The organism is Bacillus sp. MD-5, from assembly GCF_002201875.1.
GTDB classification, from domain to species: Bacteria; Bacillota; Bacilli; order Bacillales; family Bacillaceae; genus Bacillus; species Bacillus stercoris.
Genome location: NZ_CP021911.1, coordinates 24,196 through 47,309 on the forward strand (window position 1 = coordinate 24,196; position 23,114 = coordinate 47,309).

Here is a 23,114-nt window from a genome sequence, read left to right on the forward strand (position 1 = left end):
CTCATTAAAGCGGTTTTCCCGTTTTGATATTTAAACCGTAGCCAAATGGGTAAAGGGTGTTCCCTGGTTTCGTGACTGACGGAATGTCAACTGGAAGTGTGCCTTTAGGTTTTGTCTGGCCGAATATCGCCATCACTCCGGCCGGAATATTAGGTTGAAGATAACGGCCATTTGTGTATCCTTTAAAGCCATAGACAGCAATCAGTGCCTTTGCTTCTTCAAAATTGGCGGCATCATAGGGATTGCGCAGACTCATTAAGACAAAAGGTTTATTGTGCTGCAGTGCGGCTTTCATGACAGCTCTCGGAAACACGGTAGCCCATTTGCTTGAATCAGATATGGTGTCGTCGATGACACCGTCGTTGACGACAGGGTCATTTTTGACGACATAGGAACCGGTAATGATATAATCAGCCTCTTTTACTTGTTTTTCATGCTCGGCCTTAAATACTTGGTTGGCAAAATTCATTTTGTCGACAGATACGGGTTTGATTTTCTTACGATTGACGAGATCGCGAATGGTTTGTTCGATTGAAGCAGTTTGTTCTTCGTAAGGTGCCACAATTAAGATTCGGCTGCCTTTTTTGGGCTTGAACGGCAAAGTGTGCTGTTCATTTTTTAATACAGTTACTGCTTTTTCAGCTATTTTTTTCTCTGCTTTCAGGTGCTGCTTGCTTCCTACGATTTTTTGGGCTTTGGCTATTTTTTCTTTTGTACTGTCGTCGTTCCGTGCTGGATACATGCCGCGTTTTATTTTCAGGGAAATGATTCTTTCAACTGATTTGTTGATTTGATTTTCAGGAATTTCTCCGTTTTTCACGGCTTCTTTCAAAGCTTGAATAACACGTGCGAATTTCTGTTCTTCTTTCAATGAAGTAACTGAGGCTGGCATTAATGCAATATCGACACCAGCTTTTACGGCCATGACCACAGCCTCTTCCTGTCCGAAATGATCTGCGATTGCCTTCATATTGAGCGCATCGGTAACGATGACCCCATTAAAGCCCATTTCCTGACGAAGAAGGCCTGTCATCACTTTTTTCGAAAGTGTAGCTGGAACCAAAATGTCCGATCCATCGAGTTTGCTTTTGTATGTGGTGTCGTCAAAGGCAGGGAATTGAACATGGGCTGTCATCACCATATCAGCACCGGCATCAATTGCTTTTTGAAAAGGATAGAGCTCGATCTCTCGAAGCCGTTCTTGATCATGGGAAACGAGCGGCAGTCCATAATGGCTGTCAACGTCCGTGTCTCCATGTCCCGGGAAATGTTTGAGAGCAGAGGCGATATCCTGCCGCTGCAACCCTTTCATCGTGTATAAACCGAGTCGTGATGTCAGTTCTCGATTGGAGCTGAATGACCGTACGCCGATTACAGGATTATCAGGATTATTGTTAATGTCTACGACAGGGCTGAAATCTGTATTGATGCCTAAGGCCGAGAGCTCTTTTCCAATGATACTGCCGGTCTGATACGCATTGATTCTGCTTCTGGCTGCGCCCAGCGCCATATTCCCTGGGAAATTAGTGCCCTCCCCTAGCCTCGTTACAATGCCGCCTTCCTGATCAATACTAAGCATGAGTGGGATTTTGGGACTTGCCTTTTGGTAAGCGTCTGTCAGCTGGACCGTTTGCTTTGTTGTTTTTACATTTTCTGCAAAAAGAATGACGCCTCCGAATTGATATTTCTTGACGAGGCTGTCGACTTCCTCATTCATTTCCGTAAGGGCTTGCGGTGAGGACTCGCCTTTCTTTTGCCAATTTCTAAAATCAGGCATCAGCATCTGACCGAGTTTTTCATCTAATGACATACGATTGACAATCTGATTGGCATCGATTGAACTTTTAGATGCAGTGGCTTCTTTCTGGTTAGCCACGAGAAAACATGAAAGAAAAAGAACGGCTGAAAGGATAAGCGGAAAGACAGGTTTCATAGAAACTTCCTCCTATCGTCTAATCATTCATTCCATTGCTTCATAAATCGCGGTTATAACGCTTCCATAACTGCCTGTTGGAAATTGATCACCCTCAAAGACGTTGGGATTTTCTTCTGGATCAACAACTGGGGTATGCTTTTTATTTGTTAACAATGCGATGCCTAAATTGTATGCTGGATCAATGATTGTAACTGTCCCCGTCCAGCCTGTATGCCCGTAAGCATTTGCGCTGGCGTAAGGGCCAAACATCCATTCCATGCTTTTGCTTCCGTTCCGCCGCCAGCCAAGAGCGAATGTCGGATCTGTTGCTGAAGGTGCTGTAAACAAGTCAGCTGTTTTCTGATCAAATAAAGAAATGTTTCGGTATGATCCTTTGTTTAACATGACTTGCAGCAGAATGGCCATATCATCTGCATTTGAGAACAACCCGGCATGGCCAGACACGCCATCCATTGAGTAAAACGCTTTTTCATCATGCACTTCTCCTTGCAGCGTGTTTGTGCGTATGTTAGGGAATTGAATAACGCCGTCACGTGTATTGCCCATGCGTTCAGTAGCTGCGAACTGCTTTGGTTTAAAGCCTTTTTGCAGCGGATTGTACAAGGTGTGCTTCAGCTTCAACGGCTTGTAGAGCTCTTGCTCCGCGTAGCCATCAAGCTGTTTTCCGGTGAGTTTTTCGACAATACAGCCGAGGAGCATATACCCAATGTCACTGTATACGTGTTTTGTCCCGGTTTGATAATCGAGCGGAATTTTCGTCAAATATTCAATCGTTTTGTCACGTTCCTGGGAATAGTATTTGCCGGCTTTTTCCGGCGTGTAAAAGTAAAAGCTTGATGGAAGCCCTGATTGGTGCTGAAGAACATCAATGACACGTATCTTGTTTTTTCCTTTTATGGGGTCTCCAGGCTGATCCTTGAAACCAGGCAAATATGCAGAAACTTTTTCATAGACGTCAAGTTTTCCTTGGCTGACTAAGCGCTGCAATGCAAAATTTGTGGCGTACATTTTTGTATTTGAGGCTAAGTCAAACATCGTGCGGGTTTTCATTTTTGCCGGACGGCGCAGCAGCTCTGATCCTTCGTACTTTTTACTGTAGCCGTATGCTTCTTTTTTTATGATGCGTCCATCCTTCACGACGACAAGAACGGCGCCTGGAAATCCTGCTGCAATATCCCGTTCTATCATCTGATCTACCTTCCTTAGCTTCTTCGTCGAGAATTGTGCAGTTGCTGCATTTATGGTTTTCGGCTCAACCAAGCTGTCTGCTGTTTGCGCGAAGGTTTCATTTGGCGCCAATATCGATAGGGTTAAAATGGCACTGAATAACAACAGTGTCTTTGTTTTCACAGGTTATCCCCTTTCTGTGCTTCTATCCCGTTTACTATCCCTAAAACAGAAACAATTTAATCGAACTGAGAAGCCATTTCATCTTTATATCCGAATGCATAGGTCAATAAAAAGCCGGCCGCGTAGGAAATAAAGAGCCCGACGATATACAGGATGATTTGCGAAGGCAGGACTAGAAAGGAAAGCGGCAGTCCGGAGACACCAATCGCAAAGGTGGCTACTTGAAAATAAGCTTGAAAGGCGCCGCCGATTCCAGCACCTAAGCATGCCGTTAAAAACGGACGGCCAAGCGGCAGCGTGACTCCGAAAATGAGCGGTTCCCCAATGCCGAGCAGGCCTGACGGAAGCCCGCCGGCGATTGCTTTTCTCAGTGTTGTTTTTTTCGTTTTCACGAAGACGGCAAAGGCCGCGCCTACCTGTCCTGCACCTCCCATAGCCAAAATAGGGAGCAGAGGATCATTGCCAATTGAATTGATCAGTTCCATGTGCACAGGCGTCAAGCCTTGATGCAATCCGGTTACGACGAGAGGAAGGAAGGTTGCGCCCAGAATAAAGCCCGCAGCGATGCCGCCGATGTCCAGGATGGACAGAAGGCCGGATGTAATGGCGTCAGAAATGAATCCGCCTAAAGGCATGAATACGACATACGTTACGATTCCGGTGATTAACAGTGAAACGGTGGGTGTGACAATGATATCGAGTGATTGAGGAATAAAGCGGCGAATAAATTGTTCGGTGTAAGCAATGAATATAGCAGCGAAAAGGACTCCGATCAGGCCTCCCCTGCCCGGAAGAAGCTCTTCTCCAAATAAACTGATCTTTGCGATCTCCGGATTGATAATCAAGATCCCGGCCAAAGCCCCAAGAGCGGGTGTCCCGCCAAATTCTTTTGAAGCGTTGATACCCACAAGAATGCCGAGATAAGTGAACAGCCCTGATCCGATGATTGTCAGGATAACAGCAATTTGTGATTCTGCAGAGAGCCAGCCGGCTTGAATACTTGCTTTGGTAATCCCGGTAATTAAACCGGAAGCGACAAGAGCCGGAATAAGAGGGATAAAAATGCTGGCGATTTTACGTAAGAAAAGTTTAAAAGGAGTGGCGTTCTTTCGATTGATATCGGCTTTCTTTTTGGCGGCTGCTTCATTCACATCGACACCTTCTTCAGCTGAGACGAGCTTGGAGAAAGCCGTTGTGACATGATTGACGACTCCTGTACCGAGGATGATTTGTAAGGTTTCAGCCTCAACGACCCCCAATACTCCGTCAAGCGCTCTTAAAGCCTGAGCATCTGCTTTGTTTTCATCGTAAGGTGTAATACGCAGCCTTGTCATGCAATGCGTAAATGAGGATATATTGGATTTCCCCCCGCATAACTCGAGGATTTTCTTTGCGAGTTGATGGTAGTTATTTTCTTTGCTCATTAAAAACCCCTCCCCTTCAAGATGCTTTATTTTTTTCTCATAGATTGTATGGCTTCTCTTGTTTTATCGATATAGCTGGTTGTTTCTTCATATTGCTCAGCCGCCATGCCTAAAAACAATACATCTATCATAAAAAGCTGGGCGAGACGGGAGGAAGTGGCTGCACTTCGAATCAAGGCTTCGTTGGAATGGGCTGTATACAATGGGACGTCAGCCAGTGCGGAGACGGATGTCTGACTGAATTGTGTGAGGCTGATCGTTGTGATGCCTTTTTCCTTAGCCATGGCAAGCAGTTCAATGATTTCCTGCGTCTCTCCTGAGAACGAAATGGCGAATACGATGTCGTCTTTATCTGCATTTGCGATTAAAGATGCCACAAGATGAGTGTCTGTAAACGCGGTTGCTTGTTTATGAATGCGAAGCCACTTTTGCTGAGCGTCCTTGGCGACAATGCCGGAAGCCCCGACGCCGATAAAATGCACAGTGTGAGCTTTGAGAAGCAGAGAAACCGCTTGTTCCAGTTCTTTGTAGTCCATCAGGTCTGAAGTATCCTGAATGGCTTGAATGGCATTGCCGGCCGCTTTTTCGGAAATAGAGGGCAGCGGCTCGTGGGGAACAATATCACGGTAGCCCTGAAACGTAGGCTTTGCCAGATCGCCCGCTACTCTCATTTTTAAATCTTGAAATCCCTTTAATCCGAGTGATTTGCAGAGCCTGATGACGGCAGCGTCACTTGAATTGGCTAAGGCGCTGATTTCGCTGACAGTGCTTTCGATTGCTTTGTGGGGATGGGTTAGGATATAATCTGCAAGTTTACGCTCGGATGGAGGGAGCTTATGCTTCATTGATTGGATAATCGCTAAACCGCCTGTTGCCATTCTAGTTCTCTCCTTATCATGGATGGTAATTTTCGATTGCTTTATCAATGAAACCGTTTGCTTCATCGAGTAATGTCTTTGCTTGTTTCTGATCTGTGCTGGTTTTGAGCATAACGATTGCTGTTTTGACGTGATGATCGGCTTGTTCCAGGGTTTTCCTGGCTGTTTCGTATGAAGCGTTTGTAAGGCTTTGGATGATGCTGATGGCGCGTTCTTTTAGTTTTTTGTTGCTGACGTTGACGTCTACCATCAAGTTTTCGTAGACCTTGCCGATTTTGACCATTACAGCGGTAGATATCATGTTTAGAATCATTTTATGAGCGGTTGCAGCTTTCATACGTGTTGATCCTGTAATGGCCTCAGGTCCGACGACAACCTCAATGCTGTGATCCGCATCCTTGCTGATGGCGGAATTTTCATTGCAAGTAAGGGCGATGGTGTGCGCTCCGACTTCGCGGGCGTATCTTAGGGCGCCTGCGGCGTAAGGTGTACGGCCGCTTGCTGCGATGGCAATGACGGTGTCATTTGACGTGAGCTGTATGTTTCTTAAATCCTCAGCTCCTGCTTTTTCACTGTCTTCAATGCCCTCTGCTGCCTGTAAAAAGGCTTCGGAGCCTCCAGCCATGATTCCGATGACCTGATCAGGACTTACGCTGTAAGTGGGAGGACATTCAACAGCATCCATGACGCCGAGTCTGCCGCTTGTGCCTGCGCCTGTATATATGAGCCGGCCTCCACTTTGAAATGAATCATATGCGCAGTCTACAGCTGTTTTGATGTCAGGGAGAACCTCCTGAACGGCTGCAGCGACCTTTATATCTTCGTTGTTGATCATTTTGAGGATGCCGAGAGTGTTTGCTTTGTGGATTTCAACCGTTTGGCTATTGCGTGATTCCGTTGTAAGATGATGAAGGTTTAATGATTCTGACATGAGGATGCCCCCTGTTTTAAAAATGATATATCTCAATATTCAGTATATTCATTTCTGTTATGATATTTCAACTATGTTTTTACATTTTTGAAATTTTATTTCACTCAAGACTATAAGAAATGATGAAGGATCAACTGTTCTCCAAGCGGCCCGATTCTTCGCCGTCCTTTATCAATGAACCCGCATTTCATATAAAGGTGTTTTGCGCGTATGTTCAGATGATTGACGGCCAAGATGATTTCGTCGCACCATGGAAAGTATCCACTCACAAAAGAGGGAAGCAAAAGCATGGCTTTTTTCGCGTACCCTTTTCCGTGATGCACAGCGTTTAAAGACAGGGAGCTGAGTAGTAAAGCAAATGGATTGTTAGAATAGGAAGCTAGCGCTTCTTTTGATGCATGTAAAATGAAAAAACCGACTGGAAGATCGTCTTTTAAGATGACAACCGGGTATCGGTCCTGTATGCCCAGAGCCTGAGACAGCACCTCTTTCGGGAGGGAGGTAAAGCGTTTGTCATCGTTGGTGAGCGTGAATGATTGAAGCTCGGGCAAGTGTTCAGGCTTATAGAAGGATAAAGAAATGTCTTGAGTCATGGGGTGGCCTCCTTACAATATGTCGTCTAGCTGGTTTTCTGAAATGACGCGGTAGCCCGCTTGTTTTAGCAGTGAGGCGGTTACTCCGCTGCCGTGGATTTTTTTGCCAGAGAATGTGCCGTTATAGATAAAGCCGCTTCCGCAAGATGGACTGTTTTCTTTTAATATGACGGCAGTGGCGTTGATTTCTTTTGCGTAAGCCAATGTTTTCGCGGCACCTTCCATATATAGCTCTGTGACATCTTCACCTGAAGCTGTCACGATTTTCGCTGTTCCATTGAGGACATCCTCGCCGGTGCCTCCTATGATTTCTGCGGGTTCACGGGGGGTTGAAAAGCCGCCAAGAAGTTCAGGGCAAGCCATGACTGCTCTATTTTCAGCGACGAGTTTTCTGATTTTCTCAGACGCTGCGTGAGAGCCGTTATATCTGCACTCAATGCCTCCAAGGCAAGAACTGACTAGAATCATATTGGTTTCTCCTCTCTTGCTTTGCTTGTCTCTATCATAAAATAAATGACTTTCGTTGGGAGGCTTTTTCAGTTAAAAAAGGAGTTAAAAAGTTTGAAAATAAAAAATTTAATTTTTCTCTTTACAAACAGGGGGTGACCTGTATATAATAACTTTTGTCAGCTCGACGAGAACACAACGGCCCGTTGGTCAAGCGGTTAAGACACCGCCCTTTCACGGCGGTAACACGGGTTCGAATCCCGTACGGGTCACCATTTGGAGGATTAGCTCAGCTGGGAGAGCATCTGCCTTACAAGCAGAGGGTCGGCGGTTCGAGCCCGTCATCCTCCACCATCTTGCCGGTGTAGCTCAATTGGTAGAGCAACTGACTTGTAATCAGTAGGTTGGGGGTTCAAGTCCTCTTGCCGGCACTGTTTTTCAAAATTTAATGTGGAGGGGTAGCGAAGTGGCTAAACGCGGCGGACTGTAAATCCGCTCCCTCAGGGTTCGGCAGTTCGAATCTGCCCCCCTCCACCATTATTGGGCTATAGCCAAGCGGTAAGGCAACGGACTTTGACTCCGTCATGCGTTGGTTCGAATCCAGCTAGCCCAGTCACAGACACCTTTGACCAAAAGGTGTCTTTTTTCTTTTTTAAAATTCATTCCAACTTCTAACTGTTCAGTCTGTATAATAATTTTAAAAATATGTTAAGGTAGTTTATTCACGAATTACCATCTACACCCTGCCAAAAATTTGATAAACTTATTTTATAAAAAAATTGAAACCTTTTGAAACGAAGCTCGTATACATACAGACCGGTGAAGGCAGAGGTTAGATAAATATGGAAATGATGATTAAAAAAAGAATTAAACAAGTCAAAAAAGGCGACCAGGATGCATTTGCGGACATCGTAGATATTTACAAAGATAAAATTTATCAGCTTTGCTACCGTATGCTTGGCAATGTGCATGAGGCGGAGGATATTGCACAGGAGGCTTTCATCAGAGCGTACGTTAATATCGACAGTTTTGATATTAACCGGAAATTTTCAACTTGGCTTTATCGAATCGCGACCAATTTGACCATTGACCGCATTCGCAAAAAGAAGCCGGATTATTACCTCGATGCAGAGGTGGCTGGTACAGAAGGCTTGACCATGTATTCCCAAATCGCCGCAGATGGTGTTTTGCCTGAAGATGCAGTTGTGTCGCTGGAGCTCTCAAACACGATTCAGCAGAAAATTTTAAAGCTTCCTGACAAATACAGAACAGTCATCGTATTAAAGTATATTGACGAACTCTCATTAATTGAAATCGGGGAGATTCTAAACATTCCTGTGGGGACTGTGAAAACGCGGATTCACAGGGGCAGAGAGGCTCTTAGAAAACAATTAAGGGATCTTTAAGTGGGGTGATGAAATGAGCTGTCCTGAACAAATTGTGCAGCTTATGCATATGCATCTTGATGGAGATATCCTTCCAAAAGATGAACACGTATTAAATGAACATCTGGAGACATGCGAGACATGCAGAAAGCATTTTTACGAGATGGAGAAATCTATAGCGCTCGTACGGAGCACATCGCATGTCGAAGCCCCCGCGGATTTTACCGCTAATGTCATGGCAAAATTGCCTAAGGAGAAGAAAAGAGCTTCTGTGAAAAGATGGTTCAGAAGCCATCCCGTTATCGCAGCTGCTGCGGTATTCATCATTTTGATGGGCGGAGGTTTTTTTAACAGCTGGCATAATGACCACAATTTCAGCGTGTCCAAGCAGCCGAATCTTGTGGTTCATAACCATACTGTGACCGTGCCGGAAGGTGAGACGGTTAAAGGTGATGTCACTGTCAAAAACGGCAAGCTGATTATTAAAGGCAAAATAGACGGGGATGTAACCGTCGTGAACGGCGAAAAGTATATGGCCTCTGCTGGACAAGTCACCGGTCAAATTGAAGAAATCAATCAATTATTCGACTGGACATGGTACAAGATGAAGTCTGCGGGGAAAAGTGTACTCAATGCATTCAATCCGAACGGAGAAGAGTAAAGCGCGTTAGCTGCTTTGCTCTTTTTTTGCGGGCTGAGCGGCTGACACATTTCACTTGCTAAATCGATATGTGGTATAATGGGCTCGCTATGTAAAGTACATATGCGTAACACGTAAAACACAAAATACGAAATGACTGAAATCTTGGAGGACGAGGAAATGGCTTTTGAGGATATCCCTTTTTTGCAGTACCTCGGCAATGCCGTTGATATTCTCCTTGTTTGGTATGTGATATATAAATTGATTATGGTGATACGCGGCACGAAAGCGGTTCAGCTGTTAAAAGGAATTGTAGTCATCGTGCTTGTTCGTATGGCCAGCCAATATTTGGGCCTCAGCACACTTCAGTGGCTGATGGACCAAGCGATAACATGGGGATTTTTAGCAATTATTATTATCTTTCAGCCTGAGCTGAGAAGAGCGCTTGAACAGCTAGGCCGCGGCCGCTTTTTTTCAAGGAGCGGCACGCCTGTAGAAGAAGCGCAGCAGAAAACGATTGAGGCCATCACAAAAGCGATCAATTATATGGCGAAACGCCGTATAGGCGCCCTGCTGACCATTGAGCGGGATACTGGAATGGGGGATTATATTGAGACCGGCATACCACTGAATGCCAAAGTCAGCTCTGAGCTGCTGATTAATATTTTTATCCCAAACACCCCGCTTCATGACGGTGCGGTGATTATGAAGAATAATGAAATTGCCGCGGCCGCCTGTTATTTGCCGCTTTCTGAAAGCCCGTTTATTTCAAAAGAATTGGGCACGCGGCACAGAGCGGCTGTCGGAATCAGTGAAGTAACAGACAGTTTGACGATTATTGTGTCTGAAGAGACCGGCGGCGTCAGTGTGGCAAAGAACGGCGACCTTCACAGAGAGCTGACAGAAGAAGCGCTGAAAGAAATGCTTGAAGCCGAGTTTAAGAAAAACACCAGAGACACTTCTTCTATCCGCTGGTATTGGAGGGGCAAGAAAAATGGATAAATTCTTAAACAACCGCTGGGCTGTGAAAATCATTGCTCTGCTTTTCGCGCTCTTGCTTTATGTGGCGGTTAACAGCAACCAAGCACCGACTCCGAAAAAACCGGGTGAATCTTTCTTTCCGACATCAACAACTGATGAAGCAACTCTGACCGATATTCCGGTTAAAGCGTATTATGATGATGAAAATTACGTCGTGACAGGTGTTCCGCAAACGGTTAATGTCACGATAAAAGGCTCGACAAGTGCCGTGAAAAAGGCTAGGCAGACCAAGAACTTTGAAATATACGCCGATATGGAACATTTGAAAACCGGCACACATAAGGTGGAGCTTAAGGCCAAAAACGTGTCGGATGGGCTGACAATCTCAATTAATCCGTCTGTTACGACAGTGACCATACAGGAACGGACGACCAAAAGCTTTCCTGTAGAAGTGGAGTACTACAATAAAAGCAAGATGAAAAAAGGCTATTCTCCGCAGCAGCCGATTGTCAGTCCGAAAAATGTGCAGATTACCGGATCTAAAAATGTGATCGATAATATTTCTCTTGTCAAAGCTTCAGTGAATTTAGAAAACGCGGATGAAACGATTGAAAAGGAAGCGAAAGTGACTGTCTATGATAAAGACGGAAACGCGCTTCCTGTCGACGTTGAGCCCTCGGTCATCAAGATTACCGTTCCGGTGACAAGCCCAAGTAAAAAAGTGCCCTTTAAAATTGAACGGACAGGAAGCCTTCCTGACGGTGTCAGCATAGCGAATATTGAATCCAGCCCCAGTGAGGTAACGGTTTACGGCTCACAGGATGTGTTGGATTCTCTTGAATTTATTGATGGCGTCAGCTTAGATTTAAGCAAAATTAACAAGGATTCCGATATCGAGGCAGATATTCCGCTTCCTGATGGCGTCAAAAAAATCTCGCCGTCAAAGGTGACTTTGCATATAGAAGTCGATAGTGAAGCGGATCAGAAGTTTGAGAATGTCTCTATCAAGACTGTAGGGCTGAGCAGTTCACAAAACATTGAATTTCTTGATCCTGAATCACAAGCGATAGACGTAACGGCTAAAGGCTCTCCCGCGAATATAAAAAAACTGAAAAAATCAGATATCGAATTGTATGTGAATGTTTCAGATTTAGAGGACGGGGAGCATAGCGTGAAGCTTGAAGTAAACGGACCTCAGAATGTAACCTGGTCCTTGGGGCAGAAAAACGCCAAAATCAAGCTGACATCCAAAAAAAGCAATACATCAACGAATGATAACAGCAGCAATACATCAGGAAATCAGGATGACACAGACAAACAAACAAATGATCAAAAGAACAATCAGAAAGAAGATACAAAGAACACTGATAAAAACAGCAACGATCAAAACCAAGACGAAAACCAAGATCAGGATGAGGATGAATCCACTGCGGATTCACAATCCTCATCGGAATAAAAAAGGAGCGATTACAAAATGGGCAAGTATTTTGGAACAGACGGTGTAAGAGGTGTCGCCAATAGTGAGCTTACACCTGAGCTGGCCTTTAAAGTCGGACGTTTCGGCGGTTATGTGCTGACAAAAGACAAACAACGTCCAAAAGTGCTGATAGGCCGCGATACACGCATCTCCGGCCATATGCTGGAGGGAGCCCTTGTCGCCGGACTTTTATCCATTGGCGCAGAAGTCATGCGTCTGGGTGTCATTTCTACACCGGGTGTATCCTATTTGACAAAAGCGATGGATGCAGAGGCGGGCGTCATGATTTCCGCTTCTCATAACCCAGTGCAGGATAACGGCATCAAGTTCTTTGGGGGAGACGGATTCAAGCTTTCTGATGAACAGGAGGCTGAAATTGAGCGCCTGATGGACGAACCTGAGGATAAGCTGCCAAGACCGGTCGGAGCCGATCTTGGGCTTGTTAACGATTATTTTGAAGGCGGACAAAAATATCTGCAATTCTTAAAACAGACAGCCGATGAAGATTTCACAGGCATTCATGTGGCACTTGACTGTGCTCATGGCGCAACGTCATCCTTGGCGACACACCTGTTTGCTGATTTAGATGCCGATGTTTCAACAATGGGTACTTCCCCGAACGGATTAAACATTAATGACGGCGTCGGATCGACTCACCCTGAAGCGCTCAGCGCGTTTGTCAAAGAGAAAAACGCTGATCTCGGCCTTGCGTTCGATGGTGATGGCGACCGCCTGATTGCTGTTGATGAAAAAGGAAATATCGTTGATGGCGACCAAATCATGTACATATGCTCAAAACACCTGAAATCAGAGGGTCGCTTAAAGGATGATACAGTGGTTTCAACCGTGATGAGCAACCTCGGCTTCTATAAGGCGCTCGAGAAAGAAGGCATCAAAAGCGTGCAGACAGCTGTCGGTGACCGCTATGTAGTAGAAGCAATGAAAAAAGATGGCTATAATGTCGGCGGAGAGCAGTCAGGACATCTTATTTTCCTTGATTACAACACGACAGGGGACGGATTATTGTCTGCTATCATGCTGATGAACACTTTGAAAGCAACAGGCAAGCCGCTGTCAGAGCTTGCAGCTGAAATGCAAAAGTTTCCGCAGCTGTTAGTCAATGTGAGAGTGACTGATAAATATAAAGTTGAAGAAAATGCAAAAGTAAAAGCAGTTATTTCTGAAGTTGAAAAAGAAATGAACGGCGACGGACGGATTTTGGTGCGCCCTTCAGGAACTGAACCGCTCGTCCGTGTCATGGCTGAAGCGAAGACGAAAGAGCTGTGCGATGAGTATGTCAATCGCATTGTTGAAGTCGTCCGGTCAGAAATGGGATTAGAGTAACGAAGTCTCTAATCAGAGAGCGAACAAGACAAGCGACGTTTACATATGATAATTGTGAGACATACGGCAAAGTTGTTTAAAAAACAATTGACCGTTTATGCCACATGCTGTAAAATCAAGCTTGTCTTGTTCTTACTTTCTTAATAGGAAAAGTAGACGGGATTATGGATTTACCTATAATTATAGCGCCCGAACTAAGCGCCCGGAAAAAGGCTTAGTTGACGAGGATGGAGGTTATCGAATTTTCGGCGGATGCCTCCCGGCTGAGTATACAGATCACAGCCGTAAGGATTTCTTCAAACCAAGGGGGTGACTCCTTGAACAAAGAGAAATCACATGATCTTCCAAAAAACATGTAGGAGGGGACGATTGAAAGTCCCCTTGAAATTTGACTTTCTTCGTCTCCTTTTACCATCTTAGGAGGAAGAAAAATATGTGTGGAATCGTAGGTTATATCGGTCAGCTTGATGCGAAGGAAATTTTATTAAAAGGGTTAGAAAAGCTTGAGTATCGCGGATATGACTCTGCTGGTATTGCTGTTGCCAATGAACAGGGAATCCATGTGTTCAAAGAAAAAGGACGCATTGCAGATCTTCGTGAAGTTGTGGATGCCAATATAGAAGCGAAAGCCGGAATTGGGCATACTCGCTGGGCAACACACGGCGAACCAAGCTATCTGAACGCTCACCCGCATCAAAGCGCACTGGGCCGCTTTACACTTGTTCATAACGGCGTGATCGAGAACTATGTTCAGCTGAAGCAAGAGTATTTGCAAGATGTAGAGCTTAAAAGTGACACCGATACAGAAGTGGTCGTTCAAGTAATCGAGCAATTCGTCAATGGAGGACTTGAGACAGAAGAAGCGTTCCGCAAAACACTTACACTGTTAAAAGGCTCTTATGCAATTGCTTTATTCGATAACGACAACAGAGAAACGATTTTTGTAGCGAAAAACAAAAGCCCTCTATTAGTAGGCCTTGGAGACACATTCAACGTCGTAGCATCTGATGCAATGGCGATGCTTCAAGTAACCAACGAATATGTTGAGCTGATGGATAAAGAAATGGTTATCGTCACTGATGACCAAGTTGTCATCAAAAACCTTGATGGTGACGTGATCACACGTGCGTCTTATATTGCTGAGCTTGATGCCAGTGATATCGAAAAAGGCACGTACCCTCACTACATGTTGAAAGAAACGGATGAGCAGCCAGTTGTTATGCGCAAAATCATCCAAACGTATCAAGATGAAAACGGCAAGCTGTCTGTGCCTGGCGATATCGCTTCCGCTGTAGCGGAAGCGGACCGCATCTATATCATTGGCTGCGGAACAAGCTACCATGCAGGACTAGTCGGTAAACAATATATTGAAATGTGGGCAAACGTGCCGGTTGAAGTGCATGTAGCGAGTGAATTCTCCTACAACATGCCGCTTCTGTCTAAGAAACCGCTCTTCATTTTCCTTTCTCAAAGCGGAGAAACAGCAGACAGCCGCGCGGTTCTCGTTCAAGTCAAAGCGCTCGGACACAAAGCCCTGACAATCACAAACGTACCTGGATCAACGCTTTCTCGTGAAGCTGACTATACATTGCTGCTTCATGCAGGCCCTGAAATCGCTGTTGCGTCAACGAAGGCATACACTGCACAAATCGCAGTTCTTGCGGTTCTTGCTTCTGTGGCTGCTGACAAAAACGGCATCGATATCGGATTTGACCTCGTCAAAGAACTCGGTATCGCGGCAAACGCAATGGAAGCTTTATGCGACCAGAAAGACGAAATGGAAATGATCGCCCGTGAATATCTGACTGTATCCAGAAACGCTTTCTTCATCGGACGCGGTCTTGACTACTTCGTATGTGTCGAAGGCGCACTGAAGCTGAAAGAGATTTCTTACATCCAGGCAGAAGGCTTTGCCGGCGGAGAGCTGAAGCACGGAACGATTGCCCTGATCGAACAAGGCACACCGGTATTCGCACTGGCAACACAAGAGCACGTAAACCTAAGCATCCGCGGAAACGTCAAAGAAGTTGCTGCTCGCGGAGCCAACACATGCATCATCTCACTGAAAGGCCTAGACGATGCGGATGACAGATTCGTACTGCCGGAAGTAAACCCAGCGCTTGCTCCGTTGGTATCTGTTGTTCCATTGCAGCTGATCGCTTACTATGCTGCGCTTCATCGCGGCTGTGATGTTGATAAACCGCGTAACCTTGCGAAAAGTGTTACTGTAGAATAAAGTGTTTTACCCCTTTGGATATGATTGTCTAAAGGGGTGTTTTTATGTCCAAATGAAAAAGAACATCTACAGTGGAAAAATGGATTAAAAAAAGTGTGGTACAGGACCCGACTATCGATCGGCCGTTGCTATAGATTTAAGATGTTTTCACATAAGGCCAGTTAACGAGCTTAAAAGGCTTTAAAACTAGTAGGCTGCATGAATTTTTCAGTGGAGAGAAACGGCTTTTTTCTAATGTAATTGCAGGTGAACTTGGAATAACCGGAGAGCCTATTGTAATAACAACCTTATTATTGAGTCATTCGTGGTTTAAGTCGTAATGATTCAGTAAAGGACACGCCACAAATAAAAGGTAGCGTATGATTCCCATTCTTTCCATGGAAACGATATTTCTATAATTTCATCTTTCGTAGGCTTTCGGTTCATATGACGTAATATTTTTATCGAATGAATAAGACCCACATCATCGATTGGAAAAGCTGTCGGGAACCTAAGGCAGCGCATTAGAACATAATTGGCTGTCCAAGGACCGATTCCCCGTATTTTAATTAAGTATTTTTCAGCATCTTTAAAGTTCATTTTCATTAATTTTTCCCTCGATAATTCTCCGCTGGCCATTAATTTGGCAATTCCAATGATATATTCACTTTTTCTTACCGTCATTTTAATATCTGCTAGGTCGGTAGGTGTTAACCGTGCTATTCGTTCGTACGGTGGGAATACCCAATACTTGTTCCCATTCCATTCGATAGAATCGCCAAATCCTTCTACAAATTGCTTCTTTAAGGAGTACGCGAAGGCTAAGTTAATTTGTTGCCCTAAAACTCCCCAACATAATGCTTCAAATAAATCGGGAATGCCGACAAGCCGCAATCCATAAAATTGTCGGGCAGGCATTTTAAGTAATGGGTCTGCTTTTGCCATTTCATAAAATGGTGTTAAATCGTAATCAAGATCAAACCATTCATGAATATATTTTACAATTTCCTCCCGTTTCCACTTTTCAATAGGTCTAGAATCGTTTAGGAATTTGACAACCATTTGTTTATTATTGATTACGCTTACCTGCACTAAGGACCGAATTTCCCCTATGGCAATAACTTTTGTAATGATATCGTTCTCTATTTCATACATGCATTCATTTTTTTCCCTAGTTAGATAGCCTAGGTTCGCATTCATGTCGAAAATTTCAGGTAATGTAATGACAATAACGTCATTGATTTCATGCCATGTCACTTATTCATTCTCCTTATCTTAAATAATGATAGAAAACTCACACTGATTGAATTTTACTTTATCACATAATAAGCTTTACTCATTTTGTTATCTTGCTATTACATTCTAACCACCTTAATTTTTTCTATTTATGAGGTTATAGTGTTAGTTATCAAGAATGCTAAACGGGAGTGGATTAAAATCGCCCAAGTTATAAAAACGCGTGTCGAAAACGTAAATTGGGATTCAATTCAAAATGAATTAGATGAGCATTGTAAGGAGGGGTGAGATAAATGTCGGATAGTATCAATAACGGACATAAAGAGAGCCATGGTCAGAGAACTTTAAATGATGTAGAAATGCTAACAGATGAAAAGTGGCGAGCAATTATAAATAATGACGCAACGTACAATAACCAATTTTTCTACGCTGTGAAGTCGACAGGGATATTTTGTAAACCATCCTGTAAATCTCGCGTTCCGAAAAAAGAAAATGTATGCATTTTTCCAAACGCAGAACAAGCTCTCCGCGCAAATTTTCGCCCTTGCAAACGCTGTAAGCCTAATAATGAAAAAATGCCTGATAGCGAGTGGGTTGATCTCATTACTGAATACATTGATAAAAATTTCACAGAAAAACTAACTCTAGAATCGTTAGCAGATATTTGCCATGGGAGTCCGTATCATATGCATCGAACATTTAAAAAGATGAAAGGTATTACGCTGGTTGAGTATATACAACAGGTTAGAGTTCAGGCGGCTAAAAAGTATTTGATTCAGACAAATAAAGCGATTGGAGATATCGCTATATGTGTGGGTATCGCTAACGCACCTTATTTTATTACTTTATTTAAAAAGAAAACTGGACAGACACCAGCACAATTTCGCCAAATGAGAAAAATGGGGGAAACGTTCAATGGAAACAAAGAATAAGCCAACCCTTTATTGGTCTTTACTGATGTTTAAGGATTGGAGCTTTTATATTGCTTCCACTTCAAAGGGGCTTGTGTTTGTAGGTTCACAGAACAAACCATTTGAGGAATTGTTCGAATGGGCTCAGAAACACTTTCCAGGAAGTCCTCTTGTTGAAGATAATGGTAAGCTTGAACCCTACATTACTGAAATCACTCAGTATCTAGAAGGAAAGCGGAAAAACTTTACTGTGCCATTTGAGTACGTAGGTACACCATTTCAGCTAGCAGTCTGGAATGCACTTTGTGAAATTCCTTATGGACAGACGAAATCCTATTCCGAGATTGCACATGATATAAATAAACCAGCAGCTGTTCGTGCTGTAGGCGCGGCTATTGGGGCTAATCCGGTATTAATTACTGTACCGTGCCATCGTGTAATAGGAAAGAATGGCTCGTTAACTGGCTATCGGGGCGGATTTGAAATGAAGGCACTGCTCCTTGATCTGGAAAAACGAGCTTCATCTAGCAATGAGTAATTTTGCCGGACCACTTTTGGTTATGGATCTCATTTGACAATGATGAGGACAGCTGCCCTATAAGGTGCAAAAATGAAATATTTTGACCAGAACAAAAGGCACCAGAGTTACTCAAATGAATGCAGTTTGTGAAGCTGATATTAAACCGCGATGCAGGGGGTTTGGTCTTTCTCTGTAATCCAACATCTTGACAATGTTTAAGATTTAGCATATCTTATACTTAACTTAAAAATCGCCACCAGATGTTTATTTTCGTTTGTGGATAGGACTTTAGCATTCTTTCAACTAATCTTGACAGGATGAAAAAGTATCCTAATTTAAATGAAAGAGAAACATAAGTCGATTTATTTATAATCAAGCACTATCATTAAAGTGTAGCGGTGATTTCATTCCTTTAGAATGAACTTAAAATATTGTATAAAGTAAAATGATAAATAATAAGGTAGCTCTTCAAAAAACTTCGCTGAAGTTAGTTGAAGTGAAGCCGACAATTTTCAAGATTCAATGATCTGCAATCATCATTGAAATTTTGAGGTTGTCGGTTTTTTTGTTGGAAAAAAATAGAGATACATAAAATTTGTATCCATTATAGAAAAATATGATCTGATTTAAAGGTCGTATGAGCAATAACGACATTTAAAAAGGGAGAATTTGAAATGTTAGTTTCGCTGAGTTTGTCATCATTATTAACATTATTTTTTATTATGCTTATTGCTTCTGGGATAAGTGGACTTTTGTTTTTACATCCGCGAGTGCCCTTGAGTTTTGTTCGCATTCATATTGGGATTTTGGCTTTACCACTTTTGGTTGCCTTACTGATCCTTGCCAATAGCAGCGTGAGTGGAAACGTTGGCCCTTGGCATTTAGATACCTTAGCTTGTTTAATGACCTTCTTTGTTCTTGCAATTGGATTCGTTATTCAGCGTTTTTCTGTACGTTACTTAATGGGGGATCGATCTTATCGCAAATATTTTGCGCTTTTTACTTTTACAACAGGTGCTGCTTCAATGACGTGGTTAAGTGGCGATCTCCGTTTGATGGTTCTATTTTGGGGAGCAACTCTTGTTGGTTTAACTTTACTGATAAGGTTAAACAGTGCTTGGCAAGTGGCTAGTGAAGCAGCCAAGATTTCTGGCCGGTTATTTTTGTTAAGTTGGTTTTCTTTGTTTTTTGCGATGATGTGGCTTTTTCATGCCACAGGTCAATGGCAGTTATCATTGGTTGTAACAAATGAAAGTTTAGCTGGGCTGGGAGAATGGGAGAGAACAGGGATTCAGCTATTGATTGTACTAGCGGTAATTATTCCTGCAGGTCAATGGCCATTCCAAAGATGGTTAGTTGAGTCTATTGTTGCTCCAACCCCTGTTTCTGCAATTATGCATGCAGGTTTAGTAAATGCAGGAGGAATAATACTAACTCGATTTTCACCTCTATTTCATGGTGGTATCGCTTCGATTATCTTACTTCTGCTTGCTGGCATTTCTGTATTGATTGGAACTGGTATTAGTTTAGTCCAGGTTGATTATAAACGCCAATTAGTAGGCTCCACGATTGGACAAATGGGATTTATGCTCATTCAGTGTGCACTAGGGGCCTATATAGCAGCCATTATTCATCTTATTTTACATGGTTTATTTAAAGCTACGTTGTTTTTACAGGCTGGTTCAGCCGTACAGCGTCATGAAGTATCGACTCGTGTTAAAGAGAGATCATCCTATTTATGGCTCGTGGCTGGTCGTACGTTAGCCTTAGTTATAGGCGTTGCTTTTTGGCTCACTGCTCCTGGAGACGGATATCAATTAATGAGTGCGCTGATCTTAGGGTGGTCATTGTCCGTTTCCTGGACTCAGCTTGTAGCTTTTGGAGAGGGGCGAATTGGCCGAATTGCCGGCTTAATCGTTTTAGGAGGAGCAGCCTTTATATATTTTATCATTCATAACCTTTTCTATGATTGGCTGCATGCAGCCGTTTCTCAAACTGTTCAGCCTCCAATGCCAGCTGTCATCATTGTCGTATGCCTCTTCCTATTTGGCAGTGCTTTAGGTTCGTGGATTGCTCGTCATCGTTCTTCCGTTTTCTTCACGATACTCTATCTTTGGCTAGTTCGGTTAGGTGAAGCAAAACCAAAGTCAGTGGAGAGTCACCCAGACTACCTTAAACAATATTTATCATAAGGAGCTAATCTGAGATGGGCATTACATCCGTATTAACGAAAGAAAATGTAAAAAAGATAGATACAGATATTGATGTTCAAGAAAGGAATCTTAACGTTTTGATTACATCTGCCAGCCGAGTGATTGCGCCACTTTGGCCTATTTCTACATTTGCTGCACGCAATCCGTGGATGGGACTTGAAAACCAGACTTTTGATCAGGTTGCAAGCTGGTTGAAAAATACGCGTGATGTTGATATATACCCAAGTGCGTCTATGATCCGTTCAGCAAAGAATAAAGGTGAGATTGATGAAGTTTTTGTGGAAATGGGGCTGCAGCGTTGGCTTGATTCACTTTCCTTTCACATCCCACGGGACGTGGCAGAACGGTTTTGTCATGCGGGATTACAATTAGATCCATTACCTTCCGACCTTTTATCATCACACGAGCTGGAGAAATTAGTAAGTGGATGTAGAGGATTGGATCCTATCGATAATGTTTTTATGGAACCACTAAGTTCGTATATAGAGAATCAAGATGGTGAAAGGTTAGTCACTATACTAGATCATCATGTCATTAAGTGGAGTAAATTATATCTTGATGACTCTCAAGCCGGTTGGACAATGCCCAATCGTGAGGAAGGCTTCTATCGTGCCTGGCAGCAGCTCATACAATATGATCCAGCACTTAGCAAAAAGCAGCGTGAAAGGTTAAAAGGTTTGCCGCAAGAGGCGCATTTGGCTTTACAAGAAGCCTTATTCGCACTAGGAATCCCTGAATCAGAAATCCAGGCTTATCTTGAAGCTCACTTACTTTCCTTACCTGGATGGGCAGGGATGATGCTTTGGCGCTCGCAACAATCGAGCCATGAACATGCACTCTTAACAGAATATTTAGCGGTTCGATTATCCATGGAGTGGGCTCTGATAAAGCCATATTTGCCCTTGACTAATGAACGAGCTGAGAAAAAAATTTCGATTGCTCCCCTTATAGCAGCTTGGATTCATTGGGGTGGGCTTACATTAGAGGAATGGTCACAGATGTCGGCCAGTGAACAAAATGAATATTTATCATTTGCCTACAGCTTTGATGAGAAACTTCGCAGGAAACTTTGGTTAGAAGCTTGGGAACAAACTTACACTGATCGATTGAGCCAGAAGATCATCTCGAAACAACGTGAAACCGGTAAAAAATCTGCATTAGCTCAATTAGCATTCTGCATTGATGTACGATCAGAACCTTTTCGCCGTCATCTAGAAAAACAAGGTCCGTTTGAAACGATTGGCATCGCAGGTTTCTTCGGGGTGCCGATTGCAACTTGTGAACTTGGCAGTAAACACAGTCATGCCTCCTTGCCGATCATACAAAAACCGCAAAATAAAATAAAAGAGCTCGCGGATGAGGATGTATTAAACAAATACAATCAACGGAAGCAAGCAGTTCATTCGTTAAGCTATACATTTAAAACGATGAAACAGAATGTGCTTTCAAGCTTACTTCTGCCTGAGCTAAGCGGACCTTGGCTTACTCTCCAAATGGCAGCACGTAGCTTTGTGCCAAGAAAAGCGGGTCGTTTCATACGTAATCTCCGTGAGGCTTGGCTGCGCAAACCTGATACAAAACTCTCGCTTCATCATGATGCTACAGAGGCGGAAATACCTGTGGGTTTTACTGATGAAGAAAAAGTGAACTATGCTCGTCAAGCATTAAAAATGATGGGGTTAACAGAGAATATCGCACCATTGGTTGTGATATGCGGGCACGGCAGTCAAAGTACCAATAATCCTTATTCCGCAGCACTTGACTGTGGCGCCTGCGGTGGAGCGGCCGGTGGATTCAATGCAAGAGTTTTAGCTGCTTTATGTAATCTTTCAGAGGTGAGAGAAGCACTTTTAGATGAAGGAATTAAAATCCCGGAGGATACAGTGTTTGCAGCAGCTGAACATAATACAACGGTGGATGAATTACATTGGCTTTATGTACCGGAGCTTTCTGAAGCTGCACAAGAAGCATTTGAGCAAATTGAAGCTGTTATGCCGAAAGTGAGACATCATGTAAATGCAGAACGTCTAGCCCAATTACCGAATTTCCAATCGGAATTTAAAAATCCGAAGACTGAGGCACACCGATTTGCGGAGGATTGGAGTGAGATACGTCCGGAATGGGGGCTGGCTCGTAATGCTGCTTTTATTATCGGCCAACGTGAATTAACCCAGGATTGTGATTTGGAAGGAAGAGCCTTTCTCCATAATTATGATTGGAAACAGGATGAAAGCGGCGAAATCCTAGCAAATATTATTGCAGGACCTGGAACCGTGGCCCAATGGATTAATTTACAATATTACGCATCAACGGTAGCACCTCATTATTATGGCAGCGGAAATAAAGCAACTCAAACCGTTACAGCAGGTCTCGGCGTTATGCAGGGGAATGCAAGTGACTTGTTAGCCGGACTGCCTTGGCAATCCGTCATGAAATCAGATCACGAAGCCTATCATTCTCCGCTTCGTTTGTTGATACTCATTCAAGCACCTAAAGAATATGTAGAACGGTTATTAAATAATGACTCAGCATTTATGCAAAAAGTTCAAAATGGATGGGTCCGACTGGCTAGTATTGATCCAGAAGGATGTTGGGAAAGCTGGTAATTATGAATCTAAACATTTATTAAATGG

The 23,114-nt window shown here is 43.5% G+C and carries 18 protein-coding genes, 5 tRNA genes and 1 pseudogene; 16 read left to right on the forward strand and 8 right to left on the reverse strand.

What is annotated here, in order from left to right:
- Window positions 1–4: 4 nt before the first annotated feature.
- The 7 genes from nagZ to CDO84_RS00125 all read right to left on the reverse strand — a co-directional run bounded on the left by nagZ (window position 5) and on the right by CDO84_RS00125 (window position 7,580).
- The gene (nagZ, locus tag CDO84_RS00095) at window positions 5–1,933 is read right to left on the reverse strand and encodes a beta-N-acetylhexosaminidase (protein ID WP_040084367.1); all 1,929 of its coding nucleotides are present in this window, start codon (window positions 1,931–1,933) and stop codon (window positions 5–7) included.
- Window positions 1,934–1,960: 27 nt separating this feature from the next.
- Window positions 1,961–3,286, reverse strand: coding sequence for an N-acetylmuramoyl-L-alanine amidase (gene amiE / locus CDO84_RS00100; RefSeq protein ID WP_040084366.1), 1,326 nt, complete (start codon window positions 3,284–3,286; stop codon window positions 1,961–1,963).
- A 56-nt stretch (window positions 3,287–3,342) separates the two neighbouring features.
- Window positions 3,343–4,710 (reverse strand): PTS transporter subunit EIIC, encoded by a 1,368-nt coding sequence (locus tag CDO84_RS00105; RefSeq protein WP_040084365.1) that lies wholly within the window; start codon window positions 4,708–4,710, stop codon window positions 3,343–3,345.
- A gap of 26 nt (window positions 4,711–4,736) precedes the next feature.
- On the reverse strand, window positions 4,737–5,588 hold the full coding sequence (locus CDO84_RS00110) for a MurR/RpiR family transcriptional regulator (RefSeq protein WP_040084364.1): 852 nt from the start codon (window positions 5,586–5,588) through the stop codon (window positions 4,737–4,739).
- A 16-nt stretch (window positions 5,589–5,604) separates the two neighbouring features.
- The gene (gene murQ, locus CDO84_RS00115) at window positions 5,605–6,519 is read right to left on the reverse strand and encodes an N-acetylmuramic acid 6-phosphate etherase (RefSeq protein WP_040084362.1); all 915 of its coding nucleotides are present in this window, start codon (window positions 6,517–6,519) and stop codon (window positions 5,605–5,607) included.
- A 110-nt stretch (window positions 6,520–6,629) separates the two neighbouring features.
- Window positions 6,630–7,112 carry a GNAT family N-acetyltransferase gene (locus CDO84_RS00120; RefSeq protein ID WP_040084361.1) on the reverse strand — a complete coding sequence of 161 codons (483 nt, stop codon included), beginning with the start codon at window positions 7,110–7,112 and terminating at the stop codon, window positions 6,630–6,632.
- 12 nt (window positions 7,113–7,124) lie between these two features.
- Window positions 7,125–7,580, reverse strand: a complete 456-nt coding sequence (locus CDO84_RS00125; protein WP_040084359.1) for a 2-thiouracil desulfurase family protein — start codon at window positions 7,578–7,580, stop codon at window positions 7,125–7,127.
- Window positions 7,581–7,759: 179 nt separating this feature from the next.
- Here CDO84_RS00125 and CDO84_RS00130 point away from each other — a divergent pair.
- The 12 genes and pseudogenes from CDO84_RS00130 to CDO84_RS21290 all read left to right on the forward strand — a co-directional run bounded on the left by CDO84_RS00130 (window position 7,760) and on the right by CDO84_RS21290 (window position 15,806).
- Window positions 7,760–7,834, forward strand: a tRNA-Glu gene (locus CDO84_RS00130).
- Between the two features lie 3 nt (window positions 7,835–7,837).
- A tRNA-Val gene (locus CDO84_RS00135) sits at window positions 7,838–7,913 on the forward strand.
- Window positions 7,914–7,917: 4 nt separating this feature from the next.
- A tRNA-Thr gene (locus CDO84_RS00140) sits at window positions 7,918–7,990 on the forward strand.
- Window positions 7,991–8,011: 21 nt separating this feature from the next.
- A tRNA-Tyr gene (locus CDO84_RS00145) sits at window positions 8,012–8,096 on the forward strand.
- Between the two features lie 4 nt (window positions 8,097–8,100).
- A tRNA-Gln gene (locus tag CDO84_RS00150) sits at window positions 8,101–8,172 on the forward strand.
- Window positions 8,173–8,401: 229 nt separating this feature from the next.
- Entirely contained in the window at window positions 8,402–8,965 is a 564-nt protein-coding gene (sigW, locus tag CDO84_RS00155) for an RNA polymerase sigma factor SigW (protein ID WP_003223646.1), read from the forward strand.
- Window positions 8,966–8,978: 13 nt separating this feature from the next.
- Window positions 8,979–9,605, forward strand: a complete 627-nt coding sequence (gene rsiW / locus CDO84_RS00160; protein ID WP_040084357.1) for an anti-sigma-W factor RsiW — start codon at window positions 8,979–8,981, stop codon at window positions 9,603–9,605.
- A gap of 159 nt (window positions 9,606–9,764) precedes the next feature.
- Window positions 9,765–10,586 (forward strand): diadenylate cyclase CdaA, encoded by an 822-nt coding sequence (gene cdaA, locus CDO84_RS00165; RefSeq protein WP_014662568.1) that lies wholly within the window; start codon window positions 9,765–9,767, stop codon window positions 10,584–10,586.
- On the forward strand, window positions 10,579–12,021 hold the full coding sequence (gene cdaR / locus CDO84_RS00170; RefSeq protein ID WP_040084356.1) for a CdaA regulatory protein CdaR: 1,443 nt from the start codon (window positions 10,579–10,581) through the stop codon (window positions 12,019–12,021). Before cdaA ends, cdaR begins: the two co-directional genes overlap by 8 nt.
- A gap of 18 nt (window positions 12,022–12,039) precedes the next feature.
- Window positions 12,040–13,386, forward strand: coding sequence for a phosphoglucosamine mutase (gene glmM / locus CDO84_RS00175; RefSeq protein WP_014662570.1), 1,347 nt, complete (start codon window positions 12,040–12,042; stop codon window positions 13,384–13,386).
- Between the two features lie 433 nt (window positions 13,387–13,819).
- A complete protein-coding gene (gene glmS / locus CDO84_RS00180; protein WP_040084354.1) occupies window positions 13,820–15,622 on the forward strand; it encodes a glutamine--fructose-6-phosphate transaminase (isomerizing) in 1,803 nt (600 codons plus the stop codon).
- A 71-nt stretch (window positions 15,623–15,693) separates the two neighbouring features.
- Window positions 15,694–15,806: pseudogene (locus CDO84_RS21290) on the forward strand (hypothetical protein).
- Window positions 15,807–15,946: 140 nt separating this feature from the next.
- Here the strand turns inward: CDO84_RS21290 and CDO84_RS00185 are convergent.
- The gene (locus CDO84_RS00185; protein WP_040084352.1) at window positions 15,947–16,858 is read right to left on the reverse strand and encodes a DNA glycosylase; all 912 of its coding nucleotides are present in this window, start codon (window positions 16,856–16,858) and stop codon (window positions 15,947–15,949) included.
- Window positions 16,859–17,130: 272 nt separating this feature from the next.
- Between CDO84_RS00185 and CDO84_RS00190 the strand changes: the two genes are divergently transcribed.
- From CDO84_RS00190 to CDO84_RS00205, 4 genes are all read left to right on the forward strand, one after another.
- On the forward strand, window positions 17,131–17,769 hold the full coding sequence (locus CDO84_RS00190) for a bifunctional transcriptional activator/DNA repair enzyme AdaA (protein WP_040084351.1): 639 nt from the start codon (window positions 17,131–17,133) through the stop codon (window positions 17,767–17,769).
- Window positions 17,753–18,286: a methylated-DNA--[protein]-cysteine S-methyltransferase gene (adaB, locus tag CDO84_RS00195; protein ID WP_040084350.1), complete on the forward strand. Its 534-nt coding sequence runs from the start codon at window positions 17,753–17,755 to the stop codon at window positions 18,284–18,286. The genes CDO84_RS00190 and adaB overlap by 17 nt, the downstream gene beginning before the upstream one ends.
- Before the next feature lie 656 nt (window positions 18,287–18,942).
- Window positions 18,943–20,460, forward strand: a complete 1,518-nt coding sequence (locus CDO84_RS00200) for an NADH dehydrogenase subunit 5 (RefSeq protein WP_040084349.1) — start codon at window positions 18,943–18,945, stop codon at window positions 20,458–20,460.
- 14 nt (window positions 20,461–20,474) lie between these two features.
- Window positions 20,475–23,087 (forward strand): DUF2309 domain-containing protein, encoded by a 2,613-nt coding sequence (locus tag CDO84_RS00205; RefSeq protein ID WP_040084348.1) that lies wholly within the window; start codon window positions 20,475–20,477, stop codon window positions 23,085–23,087.
- Window positions 23,088–23,114: the final 27 nt, after the last annotated feature.